This window comes from Arthrobacter sp. TJ-170, assembly GCF_058269305.1.
Genome location: NZ_JBZCNL010000002.1, coordinates 35,942 through 61,267, shown reverse-complemented (window position 1 = coordinate 61,267; position 25,326 = coordinate 35,942). Strand labels below are relative to the sequence as shown.

At 63.3% G+C, this 25,326-nt stretch carries 28 protein-coding genes and 1 riboswitch; of the genes, 17 read left to right on the top strand and 11 right to left on the bottom strand.

Features of this window, described 5'->3' with window-relative positions; all coding sequences use genetic code 11:
- Positions 1-9 precede the first annotated feature (9 nt).
- Together AC4D1W_RS04250 and AC4D1W_RS04245 are read left to right on the top strand one after the other, a co-directional pair.
- On the top strand, positions 10-954 hold the full coding sequence (locus AC4D1W_RS04250) for a DAK2 domain-containing protein (RefSeq protein WP_490888990.1): 945 nt from the start codon (positions 10-12) through the stop codon (positions 952-954).
- 118 nt (positions 955-1,072) lie between these two features.
- On the top strand, positions 1,073-2,314 hold the full coding sequence (locus AC4D1W_RS04245) for an MFS transporter (RefSeq protein ID WP_490897922.1): 1,242 nt from the start codon (positions 1,073-1,075) through the stop codon (positions 2,312-2,314).
- Here the strand turns inward: AC4D1W_RS04245 and AC4D1W_RS04240 are convergent.
- The gene (locus tag AC4D1W_RS04240; RefSeq protein WP_490888986.1) at positions 2,311-2,772 is read right to left on the bottom strand and encodes a MarR family winged helix-turn-helix transcriptional regulator; all 462 of its coding nucleotides are present in this window, start codon (positions 2,770-2,772) and stop codon (positions 2,311-2,313) included. The two genes, AC4D1W_RS04245 and AC4D1W_RS04240, sit on opposite strands and share 4 nt — an antisense overlap.
- 188 nt (positions 2,773-2,960) lie before the next feature.
- On the opposite strand from AC4D1W_RS04240, the gene AC4D1W_RS04235 reads away from it, so the two are divergent.
- On the top strand, positions 2,961-3,758 hold the full coding sequence (locus AC4D1W_RS04235) for a GAF and ANTAR domain-containing protein (protein ID WP_490897921.1): 798 nt from the start codon (positions 2,961-2,963) through the stop codon (positions 3,756-3,758).
- A gap of 84 nt (positions 3,759-3,842) precedes the next feature.
- Entirely contained in the window at positions 3,843-6,056 is a 2,214-nt protein-coding gene (locus AC4D1W_RS04230; protein ID WP_490897920.1) for an ATP-dependent DNA helicase RecG, read from the top strand.
- A gap of 16 nt (positions 6,057-6,072) precedes the next feature.
- Here the strand turns inward: AC4D1W_RS04230 and AC4D1W_RS04225 are convergent, their stop codons facing one another.
- Positions 6,073-6,390 (bottom strand): N-acetyltransferase, encoded by a 318-nt coding sequence (locus AC4D1W_RS04225; protein ID WP_490888979.1) that lies wholly within the window; start codon positions 6,388-6,390, stop codon positions 6,073-6,075.
- A gap of 164 nt (positions 6,391-6,554) precedes the next feature.
- The gene (locus tag AC4D1W_RS04220; RefSeq protein WP_490888977.1) at positions 6,555-6,815 is read right to left on the bottom strand and encodes a hypothetical protein; all 261 of its coding nucleotides are present in this window, start codon (positions 6,813-6,815) and stop codon (positions 6,555-6,557) included.
- Between the two features lie 285 nt (positions 6,816-7,100).
- Between AC4D1W_RS04220 and AC4D1W_RS04215 the strand changes: the two genes are divergently transcribed.
- Entirely contained in the window at positions 7,101-7,970 is an 870-nt protein-coding gene (locus tag AC4D1W_RS04215; protein ID WP_490897919.1) for a YsnF/AvaK domain-containing protein, read from the top strand.
- Positions 7,971-8,239: 269 nt separating this feature from the next.
- On the opposite strand, the gene AC4D1W_RS04210 is transcribed toward AC4D1W_RS04215, so the two are convergent.
- Positions 8,240-9,073, bottom strand: a complete 834-nt coding sequence (locus tag AC4D1W_RS04210) for a hypothetical protein (protein ID WP_490897918.1) — start codon at positions 9,071-9,073, stop codon at positions 8,240-8,242.
- A 144-nt stretch (positions 9,074-9,217) separates the two neighbouring features.
- On the opposite strand from AC4D1W_RS04210, the gene rsmD reads away from it, so the two are divergent.
- Together rsmD and AC4D1W_RS04200 are read left to right on the top strand one after the other, a co-directional pair.
- A complete protein-coding gene (gene rsmD, locus AC4D1W_RS04205; RefSeq protein ID WP_490897916.1) occupies positions 9,218-9,784 on the top strand; it encodes a 16S rRNA (guanine(966)-N(2))-methyltransferase RsmD in 567 nt (188 codons plus the stop codon).
- Between the two features lie 136 nt (positions 9,785-9,920).
- On the top strand, positions 9,921-11,345 hold the full coding sequence (locus AC4D1W_RS04200; protein ID WP_490888966.1) for a UDP-glucose dehydrogenase family protein: 1,425 nt from the start codon (positions 9,921-9,923) through the stop codon (positions 11,343-11,345).
- 444 nt (positions 11,346-11,789) lie between these two features.
- Here AC4D1W_RS04200 and AC4D1W_RS04195 read toward each other — a convergent pair whose 3' ends face one another.
- From AC4D1W_RS04195 to AC4D1W_RS04185, 3 genes are all read right to left on the bottom strand, one after another.
- Complete coding sequence (locus tag AC4D1W_RS04195) at positions 11,790-12,080, bottom strand: DUF1540 domain-containing protein (protein ID WP_490897915.1); 291 nt, start codon at positions 12,078-12,080, stop codon at positions 11,790-11,792.
- Between the two features lie 113 nt (positions 12,081-12,193).
- Positions 12,194-12,970 (bottom strand): spermidine synthase, encoded by a 777-nt coding sequence (locus tag AC4D1W_RS04190; RefSeq protein WP_490897914.1) that lies wholly within the window; start codon positions 12,968-12,970, stop codon positions 12,194-12,196.
- Entirely contained in the window at positions 12,967-14,193 is a 1,227-nt protein-coding gene (locus AC4D1W_RS04185; protein WP_490897913.1) for an aminotransferase class I/II-fold pyridoxal phosphate-dependent enzyme, read from the bottom strand. The genes AC4D1W_RS04190 and AC4D1W_RS04185 overlap by 4 nt, the downstream gene beginning before the upstream one ends.
- Positions 14,194-14,309: 116 nt before the next feature.
- On the opposite strand from AC4D1W_RS04185, the gene coaD reads away from it, so the two are divergent.
- On the top strand, positions 14,310-14,786 hold the full coding sequence (gene coaD, locus AC4D1W_RS04180) for a pantetheine-phosphate adenylyltransferase (RefSeq protein WP_490888959.1): 477 nt from the start codon (positions 14,310-14,312) through the stop codon (positions 14,784-14,786).
- 59 nt (positions 14,787-14,845) lie between these two features.
- The gene (locus AC4D1W_RS04175) at positions 14,846-15,190 is read left to right on the top strand and encodes a hypothetical protein (protein ID WP_490888957.1); all 345 of its coding nucleotides are present in this window, start codon (positions 14,846-14,848) and stop codon (positions 15,188-15,190) included.
- On the opposite strand, the gene AC4D1W_RS04170 is transcribed toward AC4D1W_RS04175, so the two are convergent.
- The 4 genes from AC4D1W_RS04170 to AC4D1W_RS04155 are packed head-to-tail and all read right to left on the bottom strand — an operon-like array spanning position 15,191 to position 18,202.
- Positions 15,191-16,228 (bottom strand): sulfate/molybdate ABC transporter ATP-binding protein, encoded by a 1,038-nt coding sequence (locus AC4D1W_RS04170; RefSeq protein WP_490897912.1) that lies wholly within the window; start codon positions 16,226-16,228, stop codon positions 15,191-15,193. It abuts the gene before it with no gap.
- The gene (locus AC4D1W_RS04165) at positions 16,225-17,016 is read right to left on the bottom strand and encodes an ABC transporter permease (protein WP_490897911.1); all 792 of its coding nucleotides are present in this window, start codon (positions 17,014-17,016) and stop codon (positions 16,225-16,227) included. Before AC4D1W_RS04165 ends, AC4D1W_RS04170 begins: the two co-directional genes overlap by 4 nt.
- Positions 17,013-17,771, bottom strand: coding sequence for a molybdate ABC transporter substrate-binding protein (modA, locus tag AC4D1W_RS04160; RefSeq protein WP_490897910.1), 759 nt, complete (start codon positions 17,769-17,771; stop codon positions 17,013-17,015). The genes AC4D1W_RS04165 and modA overlap by 4 nt, the downstream gene beginning before the upstream one ends.
- Positions 17,768-18,202, bottom strand: coding sequence for a TOBE domain-containing protein (locus AC4D1W_RS04155; RefSeq protein ID WP_490888948.1), 435 nt, complete (start codon positions 18,200-18,202; stop codon positions 17,768-17,770). The genes modA and AC4D1W_RS04155 overlap by 4 nt, the downstream gene beginning before the upstream one ends.
- A 217-nt stretch (positions 18,203-18,419) precedes the next feature.
- Between AC4D1W_RS04155 and AC4D1W_RS04150 the strand changes: the two genes are divergently transcribed.
- The 8 genes from AC4D1W_RS04150 (at position 18,420) to AC4D1W_RS04115 (ending at position 25,312) form a co-directional block, all read left to right on the top strand.
- On the top strand, positions 18,420-18,953 hold the full coding sequence (locus AC4D1W_RS04150; protein WP_490888947.1) for a YceD family protein: 534 nt from the start codon (positions 18,420-18,422) through the stop codon (positions 18,951-18,953).
- A 2-nt stretch (positions 18,954-18,955) separates the two neighbouring features.
- The gene (gene rpmF / locus AC4D1W_RS04145) at positions 18,956-19,159 is read left to right on the top strand and encodes a 50S ribosomal protein L32 (protein ID WP_056548281.1); all 204 of its coding nucleotides are present in this window, start codon (positions 18,956-18,958) and stop codon (positions 19,157-19,159) included.
- A gap of 57 nt (positions 19,160-19,216) precedes the next feature.
- A complete protein-coding gene (gene rnc, locus AC4D1W_RS04140; RefSeq protein ID WP_490888943.1) occupies positions 19,217-19,939 on the top strand; it encodes a ribonuclease III in 723 nt (240 codons plus the stop codon).
- A 15-nt stretch (positions 19,940-19,954) separates the two neighbouring features.
- Positions 19,955-20,959 (top strand): bifunctional DNA-formamidopyrimidine glycosylase/DNA-(apurinic or apyrimidinic site) lyase, encoded by a 1,005-nt coding sequence (gene mutM / locus AC4D1W_RS04135; protein ID WP_490888942.1) that lies wholly within the window; start codon positions 19,955-19,957, stop codon positions 20,957-20,959.
- Positions 20,960-21,036: 77 nt separating this feature from the next.
- A complete protein-coding gene (locus AC4D1W_RS04130; RefSeq protein ID WP_490888940.1) occupies positions 21,037-21,318 on the top strand; it encodes a YtxH domain-containing protein in 282 nt (93 codons plus the stop codon).
- Positions 21,319-21,457: 139 nt separating this feature from the next.
- A riboswitch (cyclic di-AMP (ydaO/yuaA leader) is annotated at positions 21,458-21,615 on the top strand.
- Positions 21,616-21,618: 3 nt separating this feature from the next.
- Positions 21,619-22,584 carry a C40 family peptidase gene (locus AC4D1W_RS04125; RefSeq protein WP_490897909.1) on the top strand — a complete coding sequence of 322 codons (966 nt, stop codon included), beginning with the start codon at positions 21,619-21,621 and terminating at the stop codon, positions 22,582-22,584.
- A 182-nt stretch (positions 22,585-22,766) separates the two neighbouring features.
- Positions 22,767-23,687, top strand: coding sequence for an ABC transporter ATP-binding protein (locus tag AC4D1W_RS04120; RefSeq protein WP_490888937.1), 921 nt, complete (start codon positions 22,767-22,769; stop codon positions 23,685-23,687).
- Positions 23,687-25,312 carry an ABC transporter permease gene (locus AC4D1W_RS04115; protein WP_490897908.1) on the top strand — a complete coding sequence of 542 codons (1,626 nt, stop codon included), beginning with the start codon at positions 23,687-23,689 and terminating at the stop codon, positions 25,310-25,312. The genes AC4D1W_RS04120 and AC4D1W_RS04115 overlap by 1 nt, the downstream gene beginning before the upstream one ends.
- Positions 25,313-25,326 lie beyond the last annotated feature (14 nt).

Below are 25,326 nucleotides of genomic sequence, written 5' to 3'. Positions count from 1 at the left end.
GCAACAGCGATGAAGCGATGGTTAGGCAAGGCTGAAGAATCCCTCGGCAATCACAGCGACCGGCTGAATGCCATCAATATCTTCCCGGTGGCCGATGGTGACACCGGCACCAACCTCTACCTGACCGTTAGAGCGGCAGCACAGGCTATTGCGGAGCTCGACACACACGATCTCGGCGACCTGCTGAAAATCGCGGGCGAGGCTGCCATGGAGGATGCCCGCGGTAATTCCGGCACGCTTTTCGCCGTCTTCCTGGCGGCGATCGCCGAGCCTCTTCACGGTGCTTCCCGACTGTCCGGGCCATTGCTGGCAACCGCTCTCAACCGCGCGCAGATCCGAAGCTGGTCTGCACTCAGCGACCCGGTTCCGGGCACCATGCTGTCTGTCCTCGAGGCAGCAGCCATCGGCGCGGCAACAGTGGACCAGTCGAACCAGGGTGATGACAGCAATCACGCGCTCGCCATGACCCTGCAGGGCGCCGTGGAAGCCGCGCTCGAAGCCGTCGTGCACACCGAAAGCCAGCTCGGAGCGCTCACCGAAGCGCAAGTCGTGGATGCCGGAGGAGTGGGGTTCCTTCTCATCATGGACGCGCTCCGTGCAGCCTCACTGGGCGAAGAGCTGCAGGACGAGCTACTCGACGGCCTGCACGGTTACGACGTCCAGGCACCGCATATCCACAGCAGCATGCCCGCTGAAGGCGTCGAAGTGATGTGCACCATAAACCTCAGCCCCCTCGACGCCGCGACCCTGCGCCTGCACCTGGACGAGGTGGGCGATTCGGTGATCATGAGCGCCGTGACAGAAGTCGAGGAAGGCTACCGTTGGCGCGTGCACGTTCACGTTCCTGAGGCCGCGTTGGCCTTGAAGTTCATTGAGGAAGCCGGCGAGCCCAGCCACATCGCGATCACCCAGCTCGCAGGAGCGGGCGCGGTCGTGCCCCAGGACCCCCACTAAAGACTCGGACGGCAGCGGCACGAGGCCTGTTGCAGGACCCGCGGTACGGCAATTTGAGGCGTACCCGGCGCTAGGGTGGAAGAGGATGCGCGGTGAGGCGCTCCTCTAGCCTCGAAGGATGGAAGACCGCACCATGCCCGCTGCCACCTGGAACGCACCGGAACGAACTGCCCGCTTCGGATTCGCCTTCATCGGCGTCCTTCTTATTGCGGTCAACCTACGCGTGTCCTTCGTCAGCGTGGGGCCTGTCCTCGCGAACATCAGCAGCGATCTTGAACTATCCAGCGCCGCAGCCGGATTACTCACAGGCCTGCCGCTCATCGCGTTCGCAGTCTTCTCACCCGTGGCGCCCGGGTTTGCTGTCCGTCTGGGGCTCGACCGGGCGCTATGGATTTCCCTGCTGATCCTCGCTTCCGGTATCGTGCTCCGATCATTGCCGGTCCCCGGTTTCATCTGGGTAGGCACTGCCCTGATCGGTCTCGCGATTGCATTCCTCAACGTCCTCCTGCCATCTCTGGTGAAACGGGACTTCCCGACGAAGGTCAGCCAGATCACCGGAAGTTATACCGCAACACAGGCCGCTTTCGCCGCGATCGGCGCCGCCGTCGTCGTTCCGGTAGCACAGACTTCGCCGGCAGGATGGCGGCTGGCCCTCGGCATCTGGGTGGGACTTGCGCTGATCGCCATGGCCGTTCTGCTGCCATGGGTGCGCCGCCAGGCATCGGGCAGCGCGCATGCTGTCACGCCGCCCGCTCCGTATCGGTCGCCCTGGGGCTCAGCGTTGGGCTGGCAGGTGACGCTGTTCATGGGGCTGCAGTCGATCGCGTTCTACGTCCTGATGGCCTGGCTGCCGACCATTGAGCAGAGCCGAGGAGTGTCAGCGACGGCAGCCGGTCTGCATCTGTCCGTTTTCCTGCTCGTCAGCGTGTTCGCGAGCCTTGCGACCGGGGGGATCCTGAATCGGGGGTCGGATCAACGCCTTGTATCGTTCACAAGCAGCGCGTTGACGTTCGTTACCTTTCTCGGGTTGGCGGTTGCGCCGGACTTCTCGCTGTTGTGGGTGCTGTTCGGTGCGGTGGGCTGCGGCAGTCTCATCGTGATCGCACTGTCTCTGTTCAGCCTCCGCACCGTGAACTATCCGCAGGCCGCTGCCCTCTCCGGTATGGCCCAATCTGTCGGGTATGGCTTGGGAGCAGCCGGGCCGGTGATGTTCGGCGCACTGCGTGATGTGAGCGGTGACTGGACGCTTCCGCTCCTCGCCACCGCGGCCATCATGGCAGTACTCGCGCTGATGGGCGTGCTTGCGGGTAGAGAGAGGGTGATCAGCCGCGAGACAGCAGTCGGCTCGGGAGCACTCTAGGCGGAAACAGCCAACTCCGGCTCGGGGGCGACGCCGCTGGCGAGGAGATTGTCACGGGTGGCGTTGATGACGCTGATGAGCGCTGCACGCAGGTCTTCCTCCAGGTAGCCCCCGCCTCCGAGAGGTACCCCTTCACCCTGCTGCACCTGGTCAAGGAGCGCCAGGCCCGCCGGGGTGAGGGCGACGAAGGTCACGCGCCGATCGGTATCGCTCTTGGAGCGAGTGACCAGTTGGCGCGCTTCGAGGCGCTCCAGAGCCTTTCCCACCGTTTGTGCCTGAACCCGGACGGTCTGCGCCAACTTCACCTGGCTCATCGACCCAACGGTGGCAAGAACCTTCAGGATGGTTACGCCGGAATGTGTAACTCCGATGCTGCGGAGCCGCTCATTGTCGCGGTTTTCATTCAGCCGAGCCGCTGTGCTCAGCAGGCGGCTTGTTGACCAGTGCGAAGTATCCATGCCTCAACCTTCTAACGCCGAAAGAGGTGCGCACTGTGGTAGTGCTGCACACTCGAACCAAACCCGGTGGTACGGCACCGGCGGCGCCACCCCACGGACGGTAGGAATCTTCCTGAATTAAGAAGGGCGCTTAGTGAAGTATCCTATGCGATGAAACTTGACGTTTGAACCATTGAAAGGATGGAACCGTGGGCGAATCCGTCTCCTTCGATGCTGAGGAGGAGATCTACGCACCCGGTCCTGAAGCGGAGCAGTCCGTTGCGGGTGCTCGGCGGTCGTTCCTTGAGGAGATGCAGGATCTCATCCTGTCCACCTCTGACATGCAGGAATTCCTCAACGAACTTGCGGAGCTTTCAGCCCGCAGCGTGAGCGGGAAAGAGGAAGACATCCTTTGCGGCATCACGTTGCTCCGCCGCCGTCGTGCCGCAACTGTGGCGTACAACACCGACAAGGCGAAAGCAATGGACGAGCTGCAGTACGCCTTTAAAGAAGGTCCGTGTCTCACTGCAGCCCGTGATCAGCGCACCATAATCGTGGAGGACTTCCGCACCGACGAAAGGTGGCCGGCGTACGCAGGGGCGGTCGCGGAACACGGTCTTCGCTCGATTCTTTCCGCCCCCTTCACGATCGGGCCGGGCGCGCAGGCCGCAATGAATCTGTACTCATACCGCCCAGGTTCCTTCGGGGATGATGAAATCAACTTCGCCGAGTCGTATGCACGGCAGGCGTCGAAGGGGCTGCAGCTTGCGCTGCGGATGGCGCACTACAGCGAGGAAGCCGACAACCGCAGCCGGGCCATGGAGTCGCGGACGGATATCGACGTAGCCGTTGGCATTGTGATGGCTCAGAACCGGTGCTCACAGGTCGAAGCGTTCGAAATTCTGCAGCGGGCATCGAGTACGCGCAACGTCAAGCTGCGGGTCATCGCGTCGGAAATCGTCCAGCGGGTCTCCGGATCTTCCCCCGCAACCCATTATGAGGACTAACAACATCGTCAGAAGCCTCCGCTATGCTCGCACTGTCATGACGATGGTTCCTGCCGCGCAGGAGGGCTGTTTTAGGGAAGGTATATGGAGAACAGGCGCACGCCCGAGCTTGCCACCCCCTTGCACCTGAAACTGGGCAGTACCAAGGCGTCAAAGGCACTTCAGGACAGCCTGGGCATTCACACGGTCGGTCAACTGCTCAACCATTTCCCGCGAACCTACCTGGCTGCCGGTGAACTGACTGCGCTGACGGACGTTCCGCTTGACGAGGAGATCACCCTCATAGCGCGTGTCCAGTCTGCCAACTCCCGGCGTATGCGCACACGGAAGGGCAAGCTGCTGGACGTCGTGATTACCGATGACGACGCCGGACGCCTCGGCACCATGCATCTCACGTTCTTCAATAGTTTCGCCGCTGAGCGGCAGCTCACCGTCGGCACCCGCGCCATCTTCTCCGGTAAGACGGGCAGCTACCGTGGGCAACTCACGCTCACCAATCCCCGGTTCTCCCTCCTGAACGAAGGAGAAGCCGGAGTGGATGAGCACCTGAAGCCCGTTCCCATCTATCCGGCAACCGAGCAGATCAGCAGCGAGACAATCAAGAAGTGCGTCGATCAGCTTCTCGACGGCCTCGTCCACTCGCAACTGAACGATCCCATTCCGGCGCACATCGCGCGCCGTGACCGGCTCATGAACATCACTCAGGCGTACGAGATGATCCACCGCCCGGTCGAGGTGGAGGATGCGTACCGTGCCCAACGCCGCTTTCGATACCAGGAGGCTCTCGTTTTGCAGTCGGCACTGGCACGACGGCGAGCGGAGGTGCTTGCGGAGGAAGCTACGTCGCGTCCGCAGCGCGCGGGCGGCCTGCGGGAGCGGTTCGAAGCTTCGCTCCCGTTCACCCTTACCGCCGGCCAACGAGAGATAGGGGAGCAGCTGGCCGCGGATCTCGCAGCGGCGCACCCCATGAACCGGCTGCTACAGGGAGAGGTGGGGTCGGGCAAGACACTCGTGGCGCTCAGGGCCATGCTTCAGGTCATCGACGCCGGAGGGCAGGCGGCGCTCCTTGCGCCCACGGAAGTACTGGCCGCGCAGCACTATCAATCCATCACACGGACTTTGGGTCCGCTGGCCGAGGGGGGCATGCTTGGCGGGGCCGAGGACGGCACCCGCGTGGTGCTTCTGACCGGCTCAATGTCGACAGCACAGAGACGCGAGGCACTGCTGGCCGCCGCCTCCGGTGATGCGGGGATAGTGATCGGAACGCATGCGCTTCTGTCCGAAAACGTCCAGTTCTTCGACCTTGGACTGATCGTGGTGGACGAACAGCACCGCTTCGGTGTTGAGCAGCGAGATGCCCTCCGGGCAAAAGCGGCCGCGGCACCCCACATGCTGGTGATGACGGCCACACCGATTCCCCGGACCGTCGCCATGACGGTGTTTGGAGACCTGGATGTTTCCACGCTTACGGAACTGCCCGCCGGGCGTGCCCCGATTTCCACCCACGTGGTGGGGCTCTCAGAGAATCCCGGCTGGATCGACCGCGCGTGGGCCCGGGCACGGGAAGAGATAAACGCTGGTCGGCAGGTCTATGTTGTATGCCCGAAGATCGGGGACTCCCAGATGGAAGCAGACAGCGCCGACGCGCTGGAGCTGTACGAGGGGCCGTCGGCGCCGCGGCAGGAGCTGACATCGGTCGTCGAGCTGTTTGAGGCCTTCTCGGACGTTCCCGCCCTGAACGGCGTGAGCATGGGATCGCTGCATGGGCGGCTGGACCCGGCAGAGAAAGCGGCGACCATGGCCGGGTTCAATGACGGATCTGTCAGCCTACTGATCTCCACCACCGTTATTGAAGTGGGGGTGGACGTGCCCAATGCAACGCTCATGGTGATCATGGACGCGGACCGGTTCGGTATCTCGCAGCTTCACCAACTGCGCGGTCGGATCGGCCGCGGGGGACACCCCGGCACGTGTCTGTTGGTAACCCAGCTGGAACCGGACCACCCCAGCAGGGAACGACTCGATGCAGTCGCGTCTACCACCGACGGGTTCGAGCTATCCCAGAAGGACCTCGAGTTGCGCAGGGAAGGCGACATCCTGGGTGCCTCACAGTCCGGCGGGAGGTCGGCTCTACGCTTCCTCAAAGTCATCCAGCATGCCGGAGTAATCGAGAAAGCCCGGACGGACGCGCAGGAACTCATCGATGCGGACCCGACGCTCGCGGACCACCCCGAACTCGAAGAGGCACTAGACCTCTACCTGAATGCCGAAAAGGAAGCCTTCCTGGAGCGCGGGTAGAAACAGAAGGTCCCCGTCAGGAAGCGCGGGACGTGGTTTTCCGTGACTTTGTGGCGGTCGGGAGCCGGAAACGGGATCGTTCGGAGGCCGGAATCAACGGTGCCCATTCGGGATGCCCTGCCAGATAACCGCGTACGGCGGGGCAGAACGGCATCACTGCGAGCCGCCTCCTGTGGAGGTTTTCCAGTACGTTCCCGATGAAGTAGTTGTCCATCCGGGACCGCCTGAAGCGCTGCTCGATGATTGTATGCAGGAGCCAGATCTGGCCTTGTCGCGTCTCATATTGGAGATGACCGACATTGTCGCCGTCAACGTACAGTTCGAAACGGCTCAACTTCATATTGTCCCGAACGGCGGTACGCAGATTGGTAAAAGAGGCGTTTGTAGAACGCAGGTCCATGAGAACTCCCACAGTCAAATGAGGCTGGTGAGGCTCGCTGCTGAACCGTACAAACAACTATAGCGACAATCAGTAGGCTGACAAAGTATTTTGCCTAATCAGGCAACACCGGAGTTGAGCTGGCGAAGTGTGAGCTCATCGCATACTGTCTGGTAGCGCTCTATGGCGCGAAGATCGGGCGTCTCCGAATCGAGCTCAAGGAACAGGGTGTCGGACAACTGGAAGAGGCAGCGTTCCGGGGTCGAGGAGAGGTCTGTCGGAAAGTCGTCGTCGATCTCGGCCGGCGTAGGAGCATCAACGGAGAAACTGTAGGGCGAGGTTTGATGAGGTTCTAATATTGAGCGCAACTGAGCGTCCATAGTGGAGGCACTCCCACAAGTAGTTTTACTGTGGCTCGCTGCTGAACCTGTTGTCAGTCTAGTCGGCTCACATCGTGTGGCAACACCGGGACGGGTTCACATACTGGCATCAGCGTGTCGTCTGTCCTTGGTCTACGGGGTGCGCGGAGGACAGTTCTACGCCTGTTCCACTCCTGTTTCCAAGAAAGTAATAAGCATGCTTCCAATTTGGCTTCAGGTGTGCCTACGCTTGTGGCACCGGATACTTCGGAAGAAGTCCTCTGCTATCAATCTCAAGGAGATACCATGATCACGCAGGAACACATCGACCGCATCCTTGACGGCAATGGCAACGTTGTCGACCGGGACGGCAACAAGGTCGGATCCGCGGGCCAGGTCTACGTGGATGACCACACAGGAGAGCCGAGCTGGGTCACCGTGAAGACCGGGCTTTTCGGCACCTCTGAATCCTTCGCACCGCTACAGGGTGCTTCAATGCAGGGCGACGACGTGCGCATCGCCTATACCAAGGACCAGGTCAAGGACGCTCCCAAGGTCGATCCAGACCAAAACCTGAGCGAGGCGGAAGAAGCGGAACTCTACCGCCACTACGCACTGAGCCGGTCGGGCGGCGACTACGACGCAGCCGAACGCGGCACCTACGCCGGAACCACCACCGGCACTGACGATCTTGGTGATTCCGGTCCGGGCATTGCCGACGCCGGTGAGCGGGATCCATACGACGCGGATCGCGGTGACCGAACCGTGGGACACGACACCTCGGGTCCCACCACGGATGACGCCATGACTTTGTCCGAGGAGCGCTTGCGCGTAGGCACCGAGAACCGGGAAACCGGACGCGCCCGACTCCGCAAATACGTGGTGACGGAGAACGTAACGAAGACCGTTCCGGTGCAGCGTGAGGAAGTACGAATCGAGCGCGAGCCGATCACTGATGCGAACCGCGACGCCGCATACGACGGTCCGGCCCTCAGCGAGGAGGAGCACGAGGTGACGCTTCACGAGGAGCGCGCCGTGGTGGAGAAGGAAACTGTGCCGGTGGAGCGGGTGCGCCTCGACAAAGAGGTCGTCACCGAGGAGCAGACCGTCAGCGAGGAAGTTCGCAAGGAACAGGTCGAGACCGACGGGACGGATGACACCCGCCGCGGACTCTGATCGGGGCGGCATCCAGCAGTGAAAGAAAGCTGGCCTCGCCGCGCACTCCGATGGGTCGGCATTGGGCGCCCGGAAGTTCCGCTTCCGGGCGCCCAGTCCTCGCCGGAGCGCAACGACCGGATACAGAACCTGAACTCGGAGCGACGCCGATTCGGCACGTTCTAGAGGCCGTTCTTCGCAGGCCGCCAAGCATTGCTGCCCCTGCTGCGTGACCGCAGCGCGGTCGGGGAGCAGGGGCATCGTCTCGCTGTAGGCGTACCTCTACGGTGTTAGACCCGTCCTGCGCGCCGCCGTCGCACGACGACGGCGCCCGTTGCTGCCGCCGCACCAAATCCTGCCAGCCCCGCGAGAAGGGCGAGGTTCGCCGGATCGGTGGCACCGGCGTCGTGCGCTGCTGTCTGGATATTCAAGCCACGCTGCTGCTGGGGGGCGGCTGCGCGGACCACAGGAGCCTGCACTGCCGAAGCGGAGCACATCGCAACCGCGTCATCCGCGAGGGCGATGAGCTGCTCAGGGTCGGTTCCGTCAGTCAGCCCCAGCCGGGTGAAGGCGTCCTCCAGGGATATTGAGACGGTCTCGATCTGCTGTTCGAGCGCGACAATCTCCGGTGTACCGAGTGCAGCATCTGTGGCAGTTTGAAGGGCTGCATCCGCGACAGCCACGGCTTCTGTTGCTTTCTCTTGCTCTGCCAGCGCATCCGCCAATTCCAACTCCGCCGCAGCTACTGCGTCGGAATCCGCGGGGTCTGCGGTGTTTGCCTGTTCCAGCGCAATCTCCGCAGCTGCAACACGAGCGTCCGCATCTGCTTCGGCTGCCCAGGCCAGCTCCAGTGTGGCCCACTCGTCTTCGAGGGTCAGCTCTGCTTCAAACACGAGCGGATCGAGCTGCGCGAAGAGCGCGTCGAAAGCCGCGAGCCCGTCACGAAGCTGATTCGCCAGGCTGATATCGACCGATGCGACGCCGAGCTGAGTCTTCAGGGCGCTCTGCGCAGCGACACATCCAGCCGATCCGGAAGCGGCGGATGCCGGCGCAGCGGTAACAACCGTACCTGTGGCGAGAAGTGCTGAGACACCAACAGTAAGCAGGCAGGAGCGAGTATTCATCTGTATTTTTGACTTTCGTGAGAAGCCCCCAAGTCCCCCTTGAGCGGCGCGCGCCGCTTGCACTTCGCTGACGCGGCTGCTTTTCGGCTGCACTTATTTGACCATGCGGAACCTGTTTCTGTTAGTGGATTAGAGTGTTTCTTCATGAGTCGAATCATCGCCGGCGCCGCAGGAGGAACTCCCCTCGCCAGCGTTCCTGGCAATGCGACGCGGCCCACCACGGACAGGGTGAAGGAAGCACTGTTCTCACGGCTCGACGCATACAACGTCCTGAACGGTGCGCACGTGCTCGACCTGTTCTCCGGGTCAGGGTCACTCGGAGTGGAAGCGGCGAGCCGGGGCGCAGCAACTGTCGACCTGGTGGAGTCCGCGGATCGCGCAGCCGCGGTCTGCAAAGCCAACGCCGATGCCATGAACCGGGTCCTGGGATGGACGTGCGTGCGTGTGCACCGATCCAAGGTTGAGACCTACGTGAACCGGGTCCCGGATGATGCCCTCTGGGACGTCGTGCTCATGGACCCGCCCTACCCGCTGGGTGATGCACCGCTAATGACGATCCTCTCTGCCCTGCTTCCGCATCTTGCGGAGGGCGCCGTCGTCGTACTGGAACGCTCGTCCCGCTCCGGGGAGCCGGCCTGGCCGGACGGGCTTGAGCGCTTCGCGGAGAAGAAATACGGCGAGACCCGGCTCTGGTACCTGGAACCGGCCTGACGCTTCCGAAAGCGTAGCCGGCGCCGGCCCGACCACCCGAGCTCATCTAACTCTCATCTCCAGTTCATCTGCGCCCCACCCAGCGTCCGTACCGTGTCTGCAGAACACGGAAATATCGGAGCAAGGGGCTTTCATTATGCGGTTGTCTGTCATCGGATGCGGCTACCTCGGAGCAGTGCACGCAGCCTGCATGGCAAAGCTGGGACACGAGGTGGTGGGCATCGATGTTGACGGCGCGAAGGTCGCCGCCCTCAACTCAGCGGAGGCTCCCTTCTTTGAACCGGGACTGCCCGAGTTGCTCGCGGACGCACTCGGGACCGGCCGCCTCCGCTTCTCGACCAATATCGCCGACGCTGCCGGTTCGACCGTGCACTTCATCGCGGTCGGAACGCCGCAGAAGCGCAGCGAGAACGGCGCCGACCTGAGTTACGTGTACGCGAGCGTCGACTCGCTCCTGCCGCATCTACGCGCCGGGGATGTCGTGGTGGGAAAATCCACCGTTCCTGTCGGCACTGCCCGCGACATCTCGGCCAGGATCAGAGAGGTATGTCCCTCAGCGACTTTGGCCTGGAATCCGGAATTCCTAAGGGAGGGTTTCGCGCTGAAGGACACCCTCGAGCCTGACCGCCTCGTCTATGGACTGGGGAATACGGACAGCGGAGCCCAGCTGATTCTCGACGAGGTGTACGCGCAGGCGCTTGCCGAGGGTCGTCCGCGCCTGGTGATGGACTATGAAACGGCTGAGCTGGTGAAGGTATCAGCGAACGCATTCCTTGCTACGAAGATTTCCTTCATCAATGCCATGGCGGAGGTCTGCGAGGCGACCGGTGCCGATGTGTCCATGCTTGCGGATGCTATGGGGCACGACGCGCGTATCGGCCGGAAGTTCCTCAATGCCGGGCTTGGTTTTGGTGGAGGCTGCCTTCCCAAGGACATCCGCGCATTCATGGCCCGTGCCGGCGAGCTCGGTGCTGATCAGGCGCTGACCTTCCTGCGCGAGGTGGACTCCATCAACATGAGGCGGCGCTCCCGCATGGTGGACCTGGCACGCGAGGTCTGTGGCGGATCACTGCTCGGGCAACGGATCGCCGTACTCGGTTTGGCTTTCAAGCCCAATTCCGACGACGTCCGCGATTCGCCTGCGCTCAGCGTCGCCGCCCAGCTTCAGCTTCAAGGGGCTGCGGTTACGGCCAGCGATCCGCAAGCGGTCCCAAACGCATCCCGTCGGTTTCCCGACCTTGCCTATGCGGCCTCAGTCGAAGAAGCAGCGCAAAACGCCGACGCCGTCCTGGTGCTCACCGAGTGGGAGCAGTACCGCACGCTGGACCCGAGGGTGCTCGGTGAACTGGTGGCACGTCCGGCCATTGTGGATGGCCGTAACTGCCTGGACCCGGCCACCTGGCGCGACGCCGGCTGGACCTACCGTGCACTCGGGCGTCCACACGCGGCGCTGTTCCCGACCGCTAACCGGCCGAAGGGGCTGCCGCTATTGGTCCCGTCCGGACCTGCGGTTCATGCGGCGGGCGAGATCGACGACAGCGCCGCCTCCCAGCACGATTGAGCCTGCCACCGCAGCGAGAATCAGGTAAAGCCACACCACGCTACCCACTGCGTTCTCAGGAACGCTGAGCATCTCAAACCATTCCAAGGACCCCCCGATCCAGAAAACCGCGACTCCGAGCAAAACGATCACTGCGGGTGCACAATCCCAACGCAGTATCCGACGCACTTTTGCCCTGACTGTCTCTTCGAACTGCTGCGTGCCCATGCACTCAGTATTGAACAGCTTGCTGACCATTACTGCATGTGTCGTCGTGTCGTTAGCTAATCGGGACAGGTCCGTTACCGCTGGTTAATCTTCCCGTTGAGAGGGCTTCATTTCACCCCGCAGAGTGGAACCGACCGTCCGGATTCCTCAATGCAAGAACGAGCGCCCATCCTGCCTCCAGAGACAATTGCAGGCAGGATGGGCGCCTCGTGGGTTCAGCGTCTGAAGGCAGTGACCCTACCGCGGCTCGTAGGAAAGGCAGTCTGCGAGGTCGGAGCCAGATCCGATCTTCACATCGTGTTTGTTGCACATGAGATGGCTGTTGTGTACGCACTCGTTACGCTGGCAGGCTCCAACGTGCGCAAGGATCATCGGCAGGCCGCCCGTTTCCGACGTGTCGATAAAGGTGGCACAGGATGCGTGATCGGGACTGCCGCTGACCGTGATCGCGTACGCGGTGCAGCCGTCGTGATTGAAGGCGCAACTGTGAACACTGCAATCGGATACTTCTGTAATTTCCGCAGTCATGATTCCTCCGTCAGTGGTGATTCGGAAACTGTTTCATCCGTGCTGTAGTTCAACGGTACTGCGGGTGCCGGCCGATGACACGGGTTCAATAGCGCATGATATTTGCGCGTAAATCAGAGCCCGGGATGGGCGAAATCGTCGTATCCAGAGCCGGTGAGGACCGCCGCGGGATGCGGTCCTGCAGCTACCAGAGCAGGTTCCCAGTCGGGATTCCAGCGCGAGGTCGCAGCGAGCACAATATTGCCTGCGTGCTGCCCGGTGAACATGGCAACCTCACCGAGGGCAGCGACGTCGTATCCGGTGTCCTGCAGCAGGCGCGCCTGCGCGCGGGCGAAAGCAAGCGGGGGATCATCGCCGACGTTGACGAGCACCACGCCTCCCGGCGCGACCGCCCGGGTGAGCAGCCCATAAACCTCCGGCGCGGCTAGTTCCGTGGCTCCATCGATGCCGGAGAAAACATCCAGAACGACGGCGTCGAAGGAACCTGGGGTGCAGGCAGCGAGTGTGTCGCGCGCATCTTCCACGAGCAGCGTGCAATCGGTGCCCGGCGGTAGCGGCAGGTGTTCCACAACGAAGGCAAGCAATTCCCGTTCCCGCTCGACCGCGACCTGGGGGGAACCGGGGCGGGTGGCCTGGACATAACGAGCAAGTGTCAGCGCACCTGCTCCAAGATGCAGGACGCGAATCGGCTCGGCCCCGGGTCTGAAGACGTCGAGGACGTTCGCGATCCTGCGGAGGTACTCGTAGAACACGTTCCGGGGATTGGCGAGATCGACATGGGATTGCTGAGCTCCGCCGATGCTCAGGATGAAAGCGCCGTCGTTGAAGGCGTCCTGGTCGATTTCGGCATGAGCTCCCGCCGCCCGAAGGTAACGCGACGGAACGGTCATAACCGGTCCTGGAGCTCGGCCAGGCGACGGGCAGCGTCGGCCAGCACCTCCTCCTTCTTGCAGAAGGCAAAACGCAGTAGTGATCGCGTCCGGCGTGCGCCGTCCTCGTGGCAGAAGACGGGGACGGGGATGGCCGCCACTCCGATCAGCTCCGGCAACCGCCTCGCCAGCACCGTGGCGTCCGTGATGCCGAGGGGAGCTGCGTCGACCACGGTGAAGTAGGTTGCCTGAGGCGTAAAAACCTCAAAACCGGCGGCGCGAAGGCCGACACCGAGCACATCCCGCTTGTGGCGAAGTGAATCGGCAATGGAGCGGTAGAACCCGTCCTCCAGACCCAGCCCCAGTGCCACAGCTCCCTGGAACGGTGTGCCGGAGCTGTAGGTGAGGAAGGACTTCACGCTGCGCACAGCATCCACGAGGGCTGACGGCCCGGTCAACCAGCCGATCTTCCAGCCGGTCACGGAGAAGGTCTTACCCGCCGATGAAATCGAGACCGTGCGTTCCCAGGCGCCGGGCAGCGTCGCTACGGGAATGTGTGCCGCGTCGAACGTCAGGTGTTCGTACACCTCGTCGGTCACAATGATGGCGTTGAACCGCTCCGCCAACTCGACGACGCGTTCGAGTGACTCCCTTGAGAAGACCGTGCCCATAGGGTTGTGCGGGTTGTTGACCACGATCACCCGGGTCCGCTCGCTCATGGCGTCTTCAAGTGCATCCAGGTCCGGCTGGAAGTCGGGTCCGAGCAGCGGCGCGGTGGTGTGCCGGGCTCCGCTGAGTCCAATGATGGCGCCGTAGGAGTCGTAGAACGGTTCGAATGTCAGCACTTCATCTCCGGGTCCGGCGAAGGCGAGGATTGACGCAGCGATGGCCTCGGTGGCGCCGGTGGAGACCACAACCTCCCGCTCGGCGTCGACCGGAAGTCTGTAAAAGCGTTGCTGGTGGGCCGCGATCGCTTCCCGTAACGCTGGGAGCCCGCGCCCGGGCGCGTACTGGTTCAGGCCCGAGGCGATGTTCTCCCGGGCGCTGTTCAGGAGGACGTCCGGCCCGTCCTCGTCCGGGTAGCCCTGGCCGAGGTTGATCGCACGGTGCTGCGCCGCGAGCGCCGTAATCTCCTCGAAGATGACGGTGCCAAGGCGGCCGTCGGGGGAGAGGAGGTTCGCACCCTGCGCGGTGCGCTGCCAGCCGGAAAGCCGGCCTGTGGCGACGGGTTGGTTCGATTCCATGTCATCCAGTATGTCGAATGCGCTTGGCGCCATGCAGTTCGGCGGCGGAAGGGCCGGTGAGCGAGAGGGAACAGCGAAAGCGAACAACGAAGGGAACAAAAGGGTACATTCGTTGTATGCGTCGCGCCGTCTGCCCCGGGTCCTTCGATCCCATTCATAACGGCCATCTCGAGGTCATAGCCCGTGCCGCCAGTCTCTTTGACGAAGTGATCGTGGCTGTCTCAACGAACTACGCGAAGAAGTACCGGTTCGAACTCGAGGATCGGCTGGACATCGCCAACGAGACCCTCACTTACCTCCGTGGCGTCTCGGTGCTGCCCATGGGGGATGGGCTGCTTGCTGAGTTCTGTCGCGAAAACGGAGCGAACCTGATCGTCAAGGGGCTTCGTTCCAGCGCCGACTTCGAGTACGAGCTGCCCATGGCCACCATGAACCGCCAACTGGGCGGCATTGAGACTGTATTCATTCCGGCGGAGGCAAGCTACTCCCACCTGTCGTCAACCCTCCTGAAGGAAGTCGCCGCTCTTGGCGGTGACATTTCGCCGTTCGTCCCGAAGGCGGTGCTCAAAAGACTCCGGGAGACCACCTCCTGAAACTGGGGCTGCGCCAGTACAATCAAGATTTCCATGGCAGGCGGACAGAGGGGGCAGCATTGAGCAAGAGTCGAATCAAGCCGGAGGACTCCTTTCCTGAGAACCTGAATCAGTTGGAAGACGATCAGGTCGAGATCCTGAACAGCAAGGTCCACCGTCAGCTCGAGGTCGAGTATGTCGAGGAGGGCCTTCCTCATCCCGAGACCGAGAACCGACAGGAAGAGATCAACGAGGAACTCGATGATCGGGACCTCCTGTCGGAAGTTTCGATCAGGCCTTCTGTCGAAACATCCTCGGACGACTACAACGACGACGGCGGAGGAGCGGCAGTGCCCGAAGCATCAGCGCCCGAAGCCTCAGTGCCGGAACTTGCCCCGGAGCGCAATCCTGATCGACGCTACTGATCAGCGCAGGTAGATACTCACCTCAGCCGACTTCACACCGAAGAACACCTCCGCGCCGGGCAGCAGGTCCAGTTCTGCTGCGGCCGCAGTGGTAATTTCCGCGCTCAGGTGGCCTGCCCGCACGGTTGTTCGTCCTCCGTGCTGTTCAAGGTCTGTGATGGTCACGGCCAGCACGTTGCGCGGACTGCCTGTCGGTTGAACCCGATGCACGGCGACGGCGCGCGGACTGAAGATGGCGGCTGCTTCCTCTCCCGCCGGAAGTTCCTGATCCGTCAGGGCTGCCACGTGCATCCCGGATGACGTGAGCAGGCCTCCAGGGGTCGTGGTGCCGGTCATCAGGTTCACACCCGCGAGCCCCGCTGCGAAGGAGCTCCGGGGCTGCTCAAGGACCAGCCGGGTCGGTCCGTCCTCAACGATCCGTCCGCCGTCGACAACCATCACCCGATCGGCGAGCAGCAACGCGTCGACGATGTCGTGCGTGACAATGATCGCGCTGCGCCCCTCAAGCACCCGCCGAAGGGTCCTGCGCAGCATCGGCGCCACTGAAATATCGAGGGCTGCCAGCGGCTCATCCAGCAGCAGGAGCGCAGGCTCAGCGGCGAGTGCCCGCGCCACTGCCACCCGCTGCGCCTGCCCTCCGGACAGGCTCGTTGGTCGACGGTCTGCGAGGTCCGCGGCGTCGACTTCACGAAGCCAACGGCGCGCTGCTTCCCTGGCATTGGTGCGCGGGACGCCGGCGCACCGCGGCCCGAAGGCCACGTTATCGAGAACCGATAAGTGGGGGAACAGCAGCGCATCCTGGGCCAGCAGCGCGATGCCACGGGCATGCGGCGGCAACCACGTGCCGTCGTCGTACAGGGTTTGTCCATCGAGGGTCGCAGTGCCGTGGTCGGGACGAACCAGGCCCGCCAGCACGCCCAGCACAGTGGATTTTCCGGCGCCGTTCGGGCCCATGAGCGCTACCGTTTCCCCGGCTGAGAGGGAGAACCGCACATCGACGTTCCGTGCGGCAAGCTGCGCGCTGCATTCAAGGCTCACGGCGCAGAGCCTTCGTGGATCCGGTGGGCGAGGGCAACCACGAGGACGGCAACCGCGACAAGCACGAGCGACAGTGCGACGGCAGCGTCCGGATCCGTCTCCCTCTGCAGATAGATCTCCAGCGGCAGCGTCCGGGTGACACCCTGCAGGCTGCCGGCAAACGTCAGTGTCGCCCCGAACTCGCCCAGGGCCCGGGCGAAGGACAGCACGGCGCCGGAGACAATGCCCGGCCCCACAAGCGGAAGACTCACCCGTCGGAGAACAGTGGTGGGTCGTGCTCCCAGCGTCGCAGCGACGGTCTCATACCGTGTGCCCGCTGTCCGCAGCGCCCCTTCGAGGCTCAACACGAGGAACGGCAGGGCGACGAAAGTCTGCGCGAGCACGACGGCGGCCGTCGAGAAAGCGATATCCACGCCGATAACTTGGAGCGACTCCCCGAGCAGTCCCTGACGCCCGAAGGTGTACAGCAGGGCGATGCCGCCGACAACCGGCGGTAGCACCAGCGGCAGCAGGACGAGCGCGCGGAGCAGCCGCTGTCCCCTGAACCGGGTCCGCGCAAGGGCGAAGGCCATGGGAACACCGAGCAGTACGCACAGCACCGTACTCGTTCCCGACGTCTGGAGGCTCAGTATCAGCGCGGCGCGGGACGAGTCGGAGGTGATCAGTTCACCGAACCGGGGCCAGTCGACACGAAGCACAATGGCAAGCAGCGGAAGGACCAGAAACACGGCTCCTGTTGCGGCGACTGCGAGCAGCCATCGCGGGATCCCGGAGTAGGTCCCTGTCACTGGTCTGAACCCCCGAACCCGTGACCAGAGAGAATCTGCTGGCCTCGCGGGCCGACAACGAGGTCGACGAAGTCTGCAGCCAGGGCGCCGCCCGAACCGGTCGCCGCAATGGGGTAGGCATTCCGGGCCTGTGCGGCAGCATCGAGGGGCACACCGTCGACGGCGCCGCCTGCCGCCTGTACATCTGTCACGTAGACAAGGCCTGCGTCGGCTTGCCCCGAGGAAACCTTGCCGAGGACGTCCGTGACCGAACCTTCCTCGCTGACAGGTTCGATGGAAACGCCGGCGGCTTGCTGGACCTTCATGGCCGCTTCGCCGCACGGCACCTGTGCCGCGCACAACACCACCGAAATAGCCGGGTCAGCGAGCGACTCCATCGAGTCAATGCCAAGCGGGTTCCCCTCTGCCACTGCGATCGTCAGGACGTTGGTGGCGAAGGTCCGGGGTCCGGGCGCCAGCAGCCCTTCAGCGGCAACCTTCTCCATCGTTGCAGTATTGGCCGATGCGAACACGTCGGCGGGTGCGCCCGCGATGATCTGCGTTGCGAGGTCGGAGGAGCCGGCAAAATTCAGCTGGACACTCACCCCGGGATGATCGGCTTCGAACTCCGAGGACATCTCCTCGAAGGGCGCCTGCAGTGAGGCCGCAGCGTATACATGGAGCGTGTCCTCCGCTGCAGGGCTCGTGCTGCCGCAGGCTGCCACGACAAGCACGACGACGGCCCCGTTCGCCGCACGGAGCAGCCGGTGCATCATCGCGGTCCGTCCGGAAGGCGCGTTGCCGGGGTGGTTTCGGCTGTGGCTGTCTCCACGATCACATTGGTCGCTTTGATGACGGCCACCGCGACCGTGCCGGGTTCTATCCCAAGCTCGCGCACGGCTTCGCTGCTCATGAGGGACACGACCCGGTGCGGCCCGCACTGGAGCTCCACCTGGGACATCACCCGGTCGCTGATCACTTCGGTAACCAGCCCGACGAAACGGTTGCGCGCAGAGGTGGCCACGCTGGACAGGTCCGAGGGAAGCACGGCACGATCCCGAGCCAACCGGGCCAGTCCCAGCCCGTCAACCGAGAGAACACCCGAGGATCGCGAGGCGGACAGTGTTCCGTCTTCTACCCAGCGACGCACCGTATCTGAGCTGACGCCGAGGAACTGTGCAGCATCCCGCACACGTATCTGAGTCATAATTCCAAACTTAGCGTGGTATTTGCGAGGATTGTTCTCCCGATGCCACAGATTTCCTATTCGCCAGGCGTGCGAGAGACCCACCGGTTTGGGGTGGGGCTTCGTTTCGGGCTAAGATGGTTCGTCGGTCACATGTTCTACAGGAGTTTTCATTAGAAGCGATCTCAGTTCGCCCCTGGTCTTCAGTGTCAGGGATCTCGGGCGCAGCCCGGGGAGCATGCGAACAGTCGAAGAACATGTGCCCGCACCGAAGGATTTTGGTGTGGCGCTCATCGGCGTTCAGGAAGGCTCCGAAGTGGAGTTGGACCTGAGGTTCGAGGCTGTACATGAGGGGATCCTGGTATCGGGAACCGTATACGTCGAAGTAACTGGCGAATGCGGCCGATGCCTTGACCCGCTCAGCTATGGCAGCAGTGTCGATGTGCAGGAACTCTTCTACTACGACGCCCCTGAGTCGGCGGAGGATGAAGAGGAGGACGTGCAGCGCCTGGTTGAGAACGACACCGTCGATCTTGAGCCGGTACTGCGGGATGCGGTAGTAACATCGTTGCCGTTCCAGCCGGTATGCCGGGAGGACTGCCAGGGTCTGTGTGCTGAATGCGGTGCACGCCTGGAAGAGGATCCCGGACACCAGCACGAGGTCCTCGACCCCCGCTGGGCTGCTCTGACAGGGTTGGCCGGCGCGGCCGCCGGCCCTGAGGCAGCGGAACCAGAAGTTAAGACAGAGTCAGACAAGAGAGAAGAGAGTTAGTCGTGGCTGTTCCCAAGCGGAAAATGTCCCGCTCGAATACGCGTGCACGCCGGTCCCAGTGGAAGGCTGTTGCTCCCAAGCTGGTGAAGACGGTGGAGAACGGTCGCGTCACCTACAGCCTTGCCCACCAGGCCAAGGTTGTCACCGACTCCGCCGGTACCGAGCTGTTCCTTGAGTACAAGGGCCGCAAGGTAGCCGACGTCTAAATGCTGACGGCACCGCTTCACGGTGCTGCCGGCAACGATCGCGAAAGCGTCGCCCGCGTGGAAAGTTCTGAAGATCTTTTGAAGCGTCTCGGTGTCAGTATTGACGCCGAGACGCTTCGTCTTGCCCTGACGCATCGCTCCTACGCGTATGAGCAGGGCGGCATCCCCACCAACGAACGGCTCGAGTTCCTGGGCGACGCAGTCCTTGGACTCTCGGTCACGGATGCCCTGTATCGGGACAATCCGGATCTGTCCGAGGGCGAGCTCGCCAAGAGGCGCTCCGCCGTCGTCAGTACCCGCGCCCTCGCCGAGATTGCCCGTGGTCTCGGCCTCGGGCAACACATCCTGCTGGGGCAGGGCGAAAAGCTCACCAACGGCTGGAACAAGTCGTCCATCCTTGCCGACACGATGGAAGCCATCATCGGCGCCACCTACCTCAGTAGTGGCATGGAGACGGCGAGGCGCCTGGTCATGCGCATCATCGGCCCTGTGTTGGAAGACGCTGCAGCGCTCGGTGCCGGAACGGACTGGAAAACCAGTATTCAGGAAATCGCCGCCGCGCAGCGGATGGGCGTCATCGACTACAAGGTCACCGGATTCGGTCCCGATCACGACCGCAGGTTTGAAGCGGTGCTTGTCATCGGCGGTACCAGTTATGGTTCCGGCTCCGGCCGCTCCAAAAAGGAAGCCGAGCAAGAGGCGGCGGCGGCCTCCTGGAAGCTGCTGCAGCTAGGGAACGTCGATGCGCACGCTGACGCGGAGGCACGTCAGTCCACGTGATCCCGGGAGCTTGTGATGCCTGAACTTCCCGAGGTGGAGGTTGTACGCCGGGGGCTCGCACGCTGGGTCAGCGGGCGCCGCATCGAGGCGGTAGACGTTCTTGACCCCCGCTCAATCCGCCGTCATGCCCTCGGCACTGAGGACTTCAGAGGCAACCTTGTCGGCGCCCGCGTCACAGATGCGGTACGCCGTGGGAAATTTCTCTGGTTGCCGCTCGCTACGGATGACGGCGACATCGGTGACCCTATGTCGTCGTACCCGCCGCCTCCGGCCGGCCTCACGGCCGGCACGGAACAGATAGCGCTGATGGCGCATCTAGGCATGAGCGGACAGCTTCTGGTCGAAGACCACACCCAGCCCGACGAAAAGCACCTGAAGGTACGGCTGCGGCTGTCCACAGTTTCCGGAGGCGAACCGCTGCCGGAAGAGCTCCGCTTCGTTGATCAGCGAATCTTCGGTGGCCTCTTCGTTACTAGCATGGTGCCCACCTCGGACGGGCTTCCGGGTGGACTGGGGGAGTGTCCAGCGCCACTGGTGCCGCTCGAAGCGGCGCACATCGCGCGGGACCCGCTGGACCCGGCATTTTCCTTCGAGGAGTTCTACCGGAAGCTGCGCGCCCGGCGCACCGGTTTGAAGCGTGCACTGCTCGACCAGACTCTGGTTTCGGGAGTCGGCAACATCTACGCGGACGAGTCGCTGTGGGCTGCCAGACTGCACTATGCGCGTCCCACGGACACTCTCCGCCGGGCGGAAGCTGCCCGGCTGCTCACGTCCTGCCGCGACGTGATGGCTCGCGCGCTCGACGCAGGAGGCACGAGCTTCGATTCCCTCTACGTGAACGTCAACGGCGCCTCCGGTTACTTTGAACGCTCACTGAACGCCTATGGCAGGGAACGCGACCCTTGCCGGCGATGCTCGGCAGACGGTCTGGACTCGCGCATCCGGCGCGACACCTTCATGAACCGTTCCTCATATACCTGCCCACGATGCCAGCCGAGGCCCCGCAACGGACGGTGGTAAGTATCCCCTGACGTGACAAAAGTAAGTATGCTGATTAGATTCGATATCTCAGTATCCGACACGTCAGGAGTAACGCGATGAAGAACAAGTTGGTTTTTGCAGCAGGCATGGCGGCAGGCTACGTTCTGGGCGCCCGGGCCGGTCGTGCCAGCTATGAGCAGATCAAGGTCAAGGCCAACGAGCTGTGGAACAGTCCGAAGGTGCAGGGCAAGGTTTCCCAGGCGTCGGAGACCGTGAAAGCCAAAGCTCCCGAGGTTCAGGCGCAGGCTGAGCAGGCACTGAAGAAGGCCCAGTCGGCGATGCACCGTGGCGGCGATAACGAAGCTTCAAAAGACCCGAACGCCGAATACAAGATCTGACCGGATGCTGCGGCACGTGTGATCAGCCTCTCCGTGATCGAAACGTGACAATTCAATGAAAGGTATGTAACGTTATGGACACGCCGGGTTCAAAAGCCCGGCTTCCTTCTGGTGGATTGCCTAATCCTGCCGCCGCTGGAAGGTCCGTTCGCTACACACTGCGGCAGGAGCGGGGGAACCAGATTAGCGGACTTCTGTGAAGTCCTAGGGGTGAAGACGTACCGGCTCTGTGCCGGTCGTCCGGGTGGCTCCCATCCGAATCCGACAGCTAACTCCGCAGGCGTTGGGAGAGGCTATTCCGTGTCCAAAAACCGTCATATCGCGCGCCACCGTGCAACTCCGCCCAGCACCATGCAGATCGTGTCCAAGGCAGTCAGCTCGCACGCTGGCACCGTTGGCCGCCCTGCAGCTGTAGTTGTAGCAGCCTCCGGCATCATGTTCGGAGCCGCCCTTCCGGCCAGCGCGGGAACCACCACCACTTCTGCCACCGTCCCGGCCGCTGAGGTAAGCGTGCAGGCAGCAGTGGCGCCCGTCGCCCCGGCCCCCGTTGCTCAGGCTCCGGCTGCTCCGGCACCTGCTGTGAACGCTCCGACCCACACCGTTCAGGCCGGAGACACCCTCGGCGCCATCGCCGGCAACTACGGTGTCAGCCTCGACGCCATCTTCGCTGCGAACGGCCTCGGCTGGGAGTCAATCATCTACCCGGGCCAGGTCATCAGCTTGTCCGGCAGCGCCGCAGCCGCTCCGGCTCCTGCCGCGGCTGCACCCGCTCCTGCTGCAGCCGCTCCGGCTCCTGCCGCGGCTGCACCCGCTCCGGCTCCTGCTGCACCCGCTCCGGCACCGGCTCCCGCACCTGCACCGCAGGTTCAGGCTGCTCCGGCACCGGCAGAGACCAGCACCATGAACATCACCACCGCGTCCTCCAAGATCACCGTGGCTGATGGTTCTTCAAGCGGCGCAGGCGCATCGATCCTCGCTTCTGCCCGGGCGCAGCTCGCCGGTGGCGCTGTTCAGGACTGCACCCGCCTCGTTGAGATCGCAATGGCTGCAGCCGGGAAGCCTGTCGGTGACCTCGGCCCCATGCAGTTCGCAGGCTACGGCGCGCAGGTAAGCACCCCGGCACCGGGTGACCTCGTCATCACCGGTGGCCACGTGGCTGTTTACGCTGGCGGTGGCCAGGTCATCAGCAGCGGCATGAATGGTGCAAACCTCACCATGCAGCACCCGCTGAGCGACCTCGCCGGCGCGTTCTTCGTGCGCGTCTAGTCTTCGGACTAGCCTTTCTCCCTGGGGAGGACCTGAAAAGGTCCTCCCCAGCGGTGTTTAAGCGCCGGTTACATCACTCGGAGGATTACGCAGAAGGACGGGTTGTCACTCTGCGGGTGCCGCTGCACCTCGGTATAGGCTGTGCTCCTCAGAGTGCGACGCGCGGGAGGTAATGCCCTGCCATGGAACCGGAACACGTCATCCGGGCTTCGCGCCTGGTCAAGAGATTCGGCTCGGTCATGGCGCTGACGGGGCTTGACCTGCGCGTCCGGGCCGGTGAAGTTCACGGGTTCCTCGGCCCCAACGGTGCCGGGAAGTCCACCACCCTCCGGCTGTTGCTTGGACTCATGCGTCCTACCAGCGGCTCCGTCCGGGTCCTGGGTCTGGACCCGTGGACTGAACCCATTCACGCGCGCCGGGACATTGCCTATGTGCCGGGTGATGTGAATCTTTGGCCGGACCTGAGTGGAGGTGAGGTGATTGATCTGATCACCGGCCTCCGCGGCGGCGCGGACGAGAGACTGCGCCGCGAGCTTATTGAGGAGTTCGACTTTGATCCCCGACGCCGGGCACGGACCTATTCAAAGGGCAACCGCCAGAAAGCTGCGCTGATCGCGGCGTTCGCGCGGCCCGCGCGCCTCTACCTGCTGGACGAGCCGAGCGCGGGTCTTGATCCCGTCATGGATGCTGTGTTCCGACGACAGGTGCAGCGCGTAAGCGCGGAGGGTGCAACTGTCCTGCTTTCCAGCCATATTCTGAGCGAGGTGGAGCAGCTTTGCGAGCGCATCACCATCATTCGTGCCGGGACAGTGGTTGAATCCGGCGCCCTGTCCGAACTTCGGCACCTCCGCCGCACTCGCTTTCTCGTGGCAGGGGCGCAGACAGCAGATGTTCTGGAAGGCCTCCCCGGTGTTTATGACCTGTATACGGTGCCCGGCGGCACCCAGTTCGACGCTGACCAGGCACACCTGCCGGCCGTGCTGGCCCACCTTTCACGGGCCGGACTGACTGGGATCACAGCAAACCCGCCGTCCCTCGAGGAACTGTTCCTTCGGCACTATACCGAGGCTGGCGACGCGTCTTCCACGGATCGATCACCCTAATGTTCGGGGTCCTGCTGATGCTGCGGATGCACCTGGTCCGCGATCGTTGGTTCCTCCCAAGTTGGATCGGGGGGATCAGTGCGCTCGGGCTACTTGCGGCCGTAGCAGTGTCCACCCAGTTCACCGGTACCGATGAGCGTGCGGCGATCGTGTCAATTGCCTCCGCCAGCCCGGCATTCCTGTTCCTGCGTGGGCTGCCGGACGGCACCGGCCTCGGCTCCGTAGTGTTCTTCCAGGGTTACGCCTTCACGGCTGTCCTGGCAGGACTCCTGGGAGTTTTACTCGTAAGCAGACACACTCGGGCGGAAGAGGAATCCGGTCGTAGTGAGATCCTTGAGTCCACTCCCATTCCCCGCGCAGCCGCACTGGCAGCGACCCTCCTGCTGAGCCTGCTGGCCTTTCTCGTCTTGACCGTTTCCACGGGGCTCGGGTTTGCCGCTGCAGGGCTGCCCCTTGCCGGTTCCATGCGGGCGGGTGCCGCAATAGGCGTCGTCGGGCTCTTCTTTGCAAGCGCTGCGTCGGTCATCGCTCAGCTCATGCCCACGGCCCGCGGCACCAACGGTGTTTCAGCGGCCCTCGTCGGCCTCGCCTACCTGATCAGGGGGATCGGCGACGCCTTGGGGGAGCCTGACGCTGGGCTCCTGAGAGTCGATCCGGCATGGCCATCCTGGTTCTCACCCATCGGATGGGGACAGCGGGTTCGGCCCTTCACGGAAGCCGACGCCCGGCCGTTGTTCATACTGGCCATCGCGGCCGGAGGTTTGTGGCTGATTGCGTTCCTGATCCGGAGTCGCCGGGATCTGGGGGCCAGCCTGCTCGGTGAACGGACGGCAAGGGAAAGGGCCGGGCGTGCAGGTCAATCTCTGGTCGGGCTGGCATGGCGGTTGCAGCGTGGAACCCTTGCGGGGTGGTGCACAGCCGGAGCGGTCCTCGGAGGTTTGGCCGGCGGTTTGGCTCCTGTGGTTACCAATGTGATTGCGGGCAACCCAACCATGCAGGACCTGTTTGGCCGACTGGCTCCCGGAACGGCCTCTGGGTCAGGAATTGTCGATCTCTTCCTCACTGCCCTGCTGGGTATCTCCTCGGTTCTTGCCGCTGCTGCCGGTGTGCAGGCAGTTCTACGGCTGAGGGCTGAGGAAGTGGAAGGACGGGCGGAGTTATTGCTGGCCACGCCCGCCACCGTAAGCCGATGGGTTGCCGCGAACCTCGTGGTGGCGGGTATATCGGTTCTTTCCGTCGCCGTCCTGGCGGGGTGCTCCGCGACAGCTGGGCTTGCGCTGTCAGGGTCTCTCGGCACACGGGGGATGTCCATTGTGGGCGCCAGCCTCGCGCACGCTCCGGCCGCGATCATATTTCCTGCCCTGGCGGCCATTGCTTACGCTGTAATTCCGCGCGTGAGTATTGGTGCAGGATGGGGTTTCCTCACCGCCGCACTGATCCTGGGTCAGTTCGGCGGCCTCCTTGGATTTCCCGTCTGGGTGCAGGACCTGAGCCCGTTCCGCCACTCCTCGGCAATGCCCGTCGAACGCTTTGAACCAATCAGTGCCGCGCTGCTGATTGCTGCGGCCGTCAGCTTTGCGGGGGCCGCTGCCGCGTTGATCCAGCGCCGCGACATCACGGCCTGAGCCTTCGCGAAGAC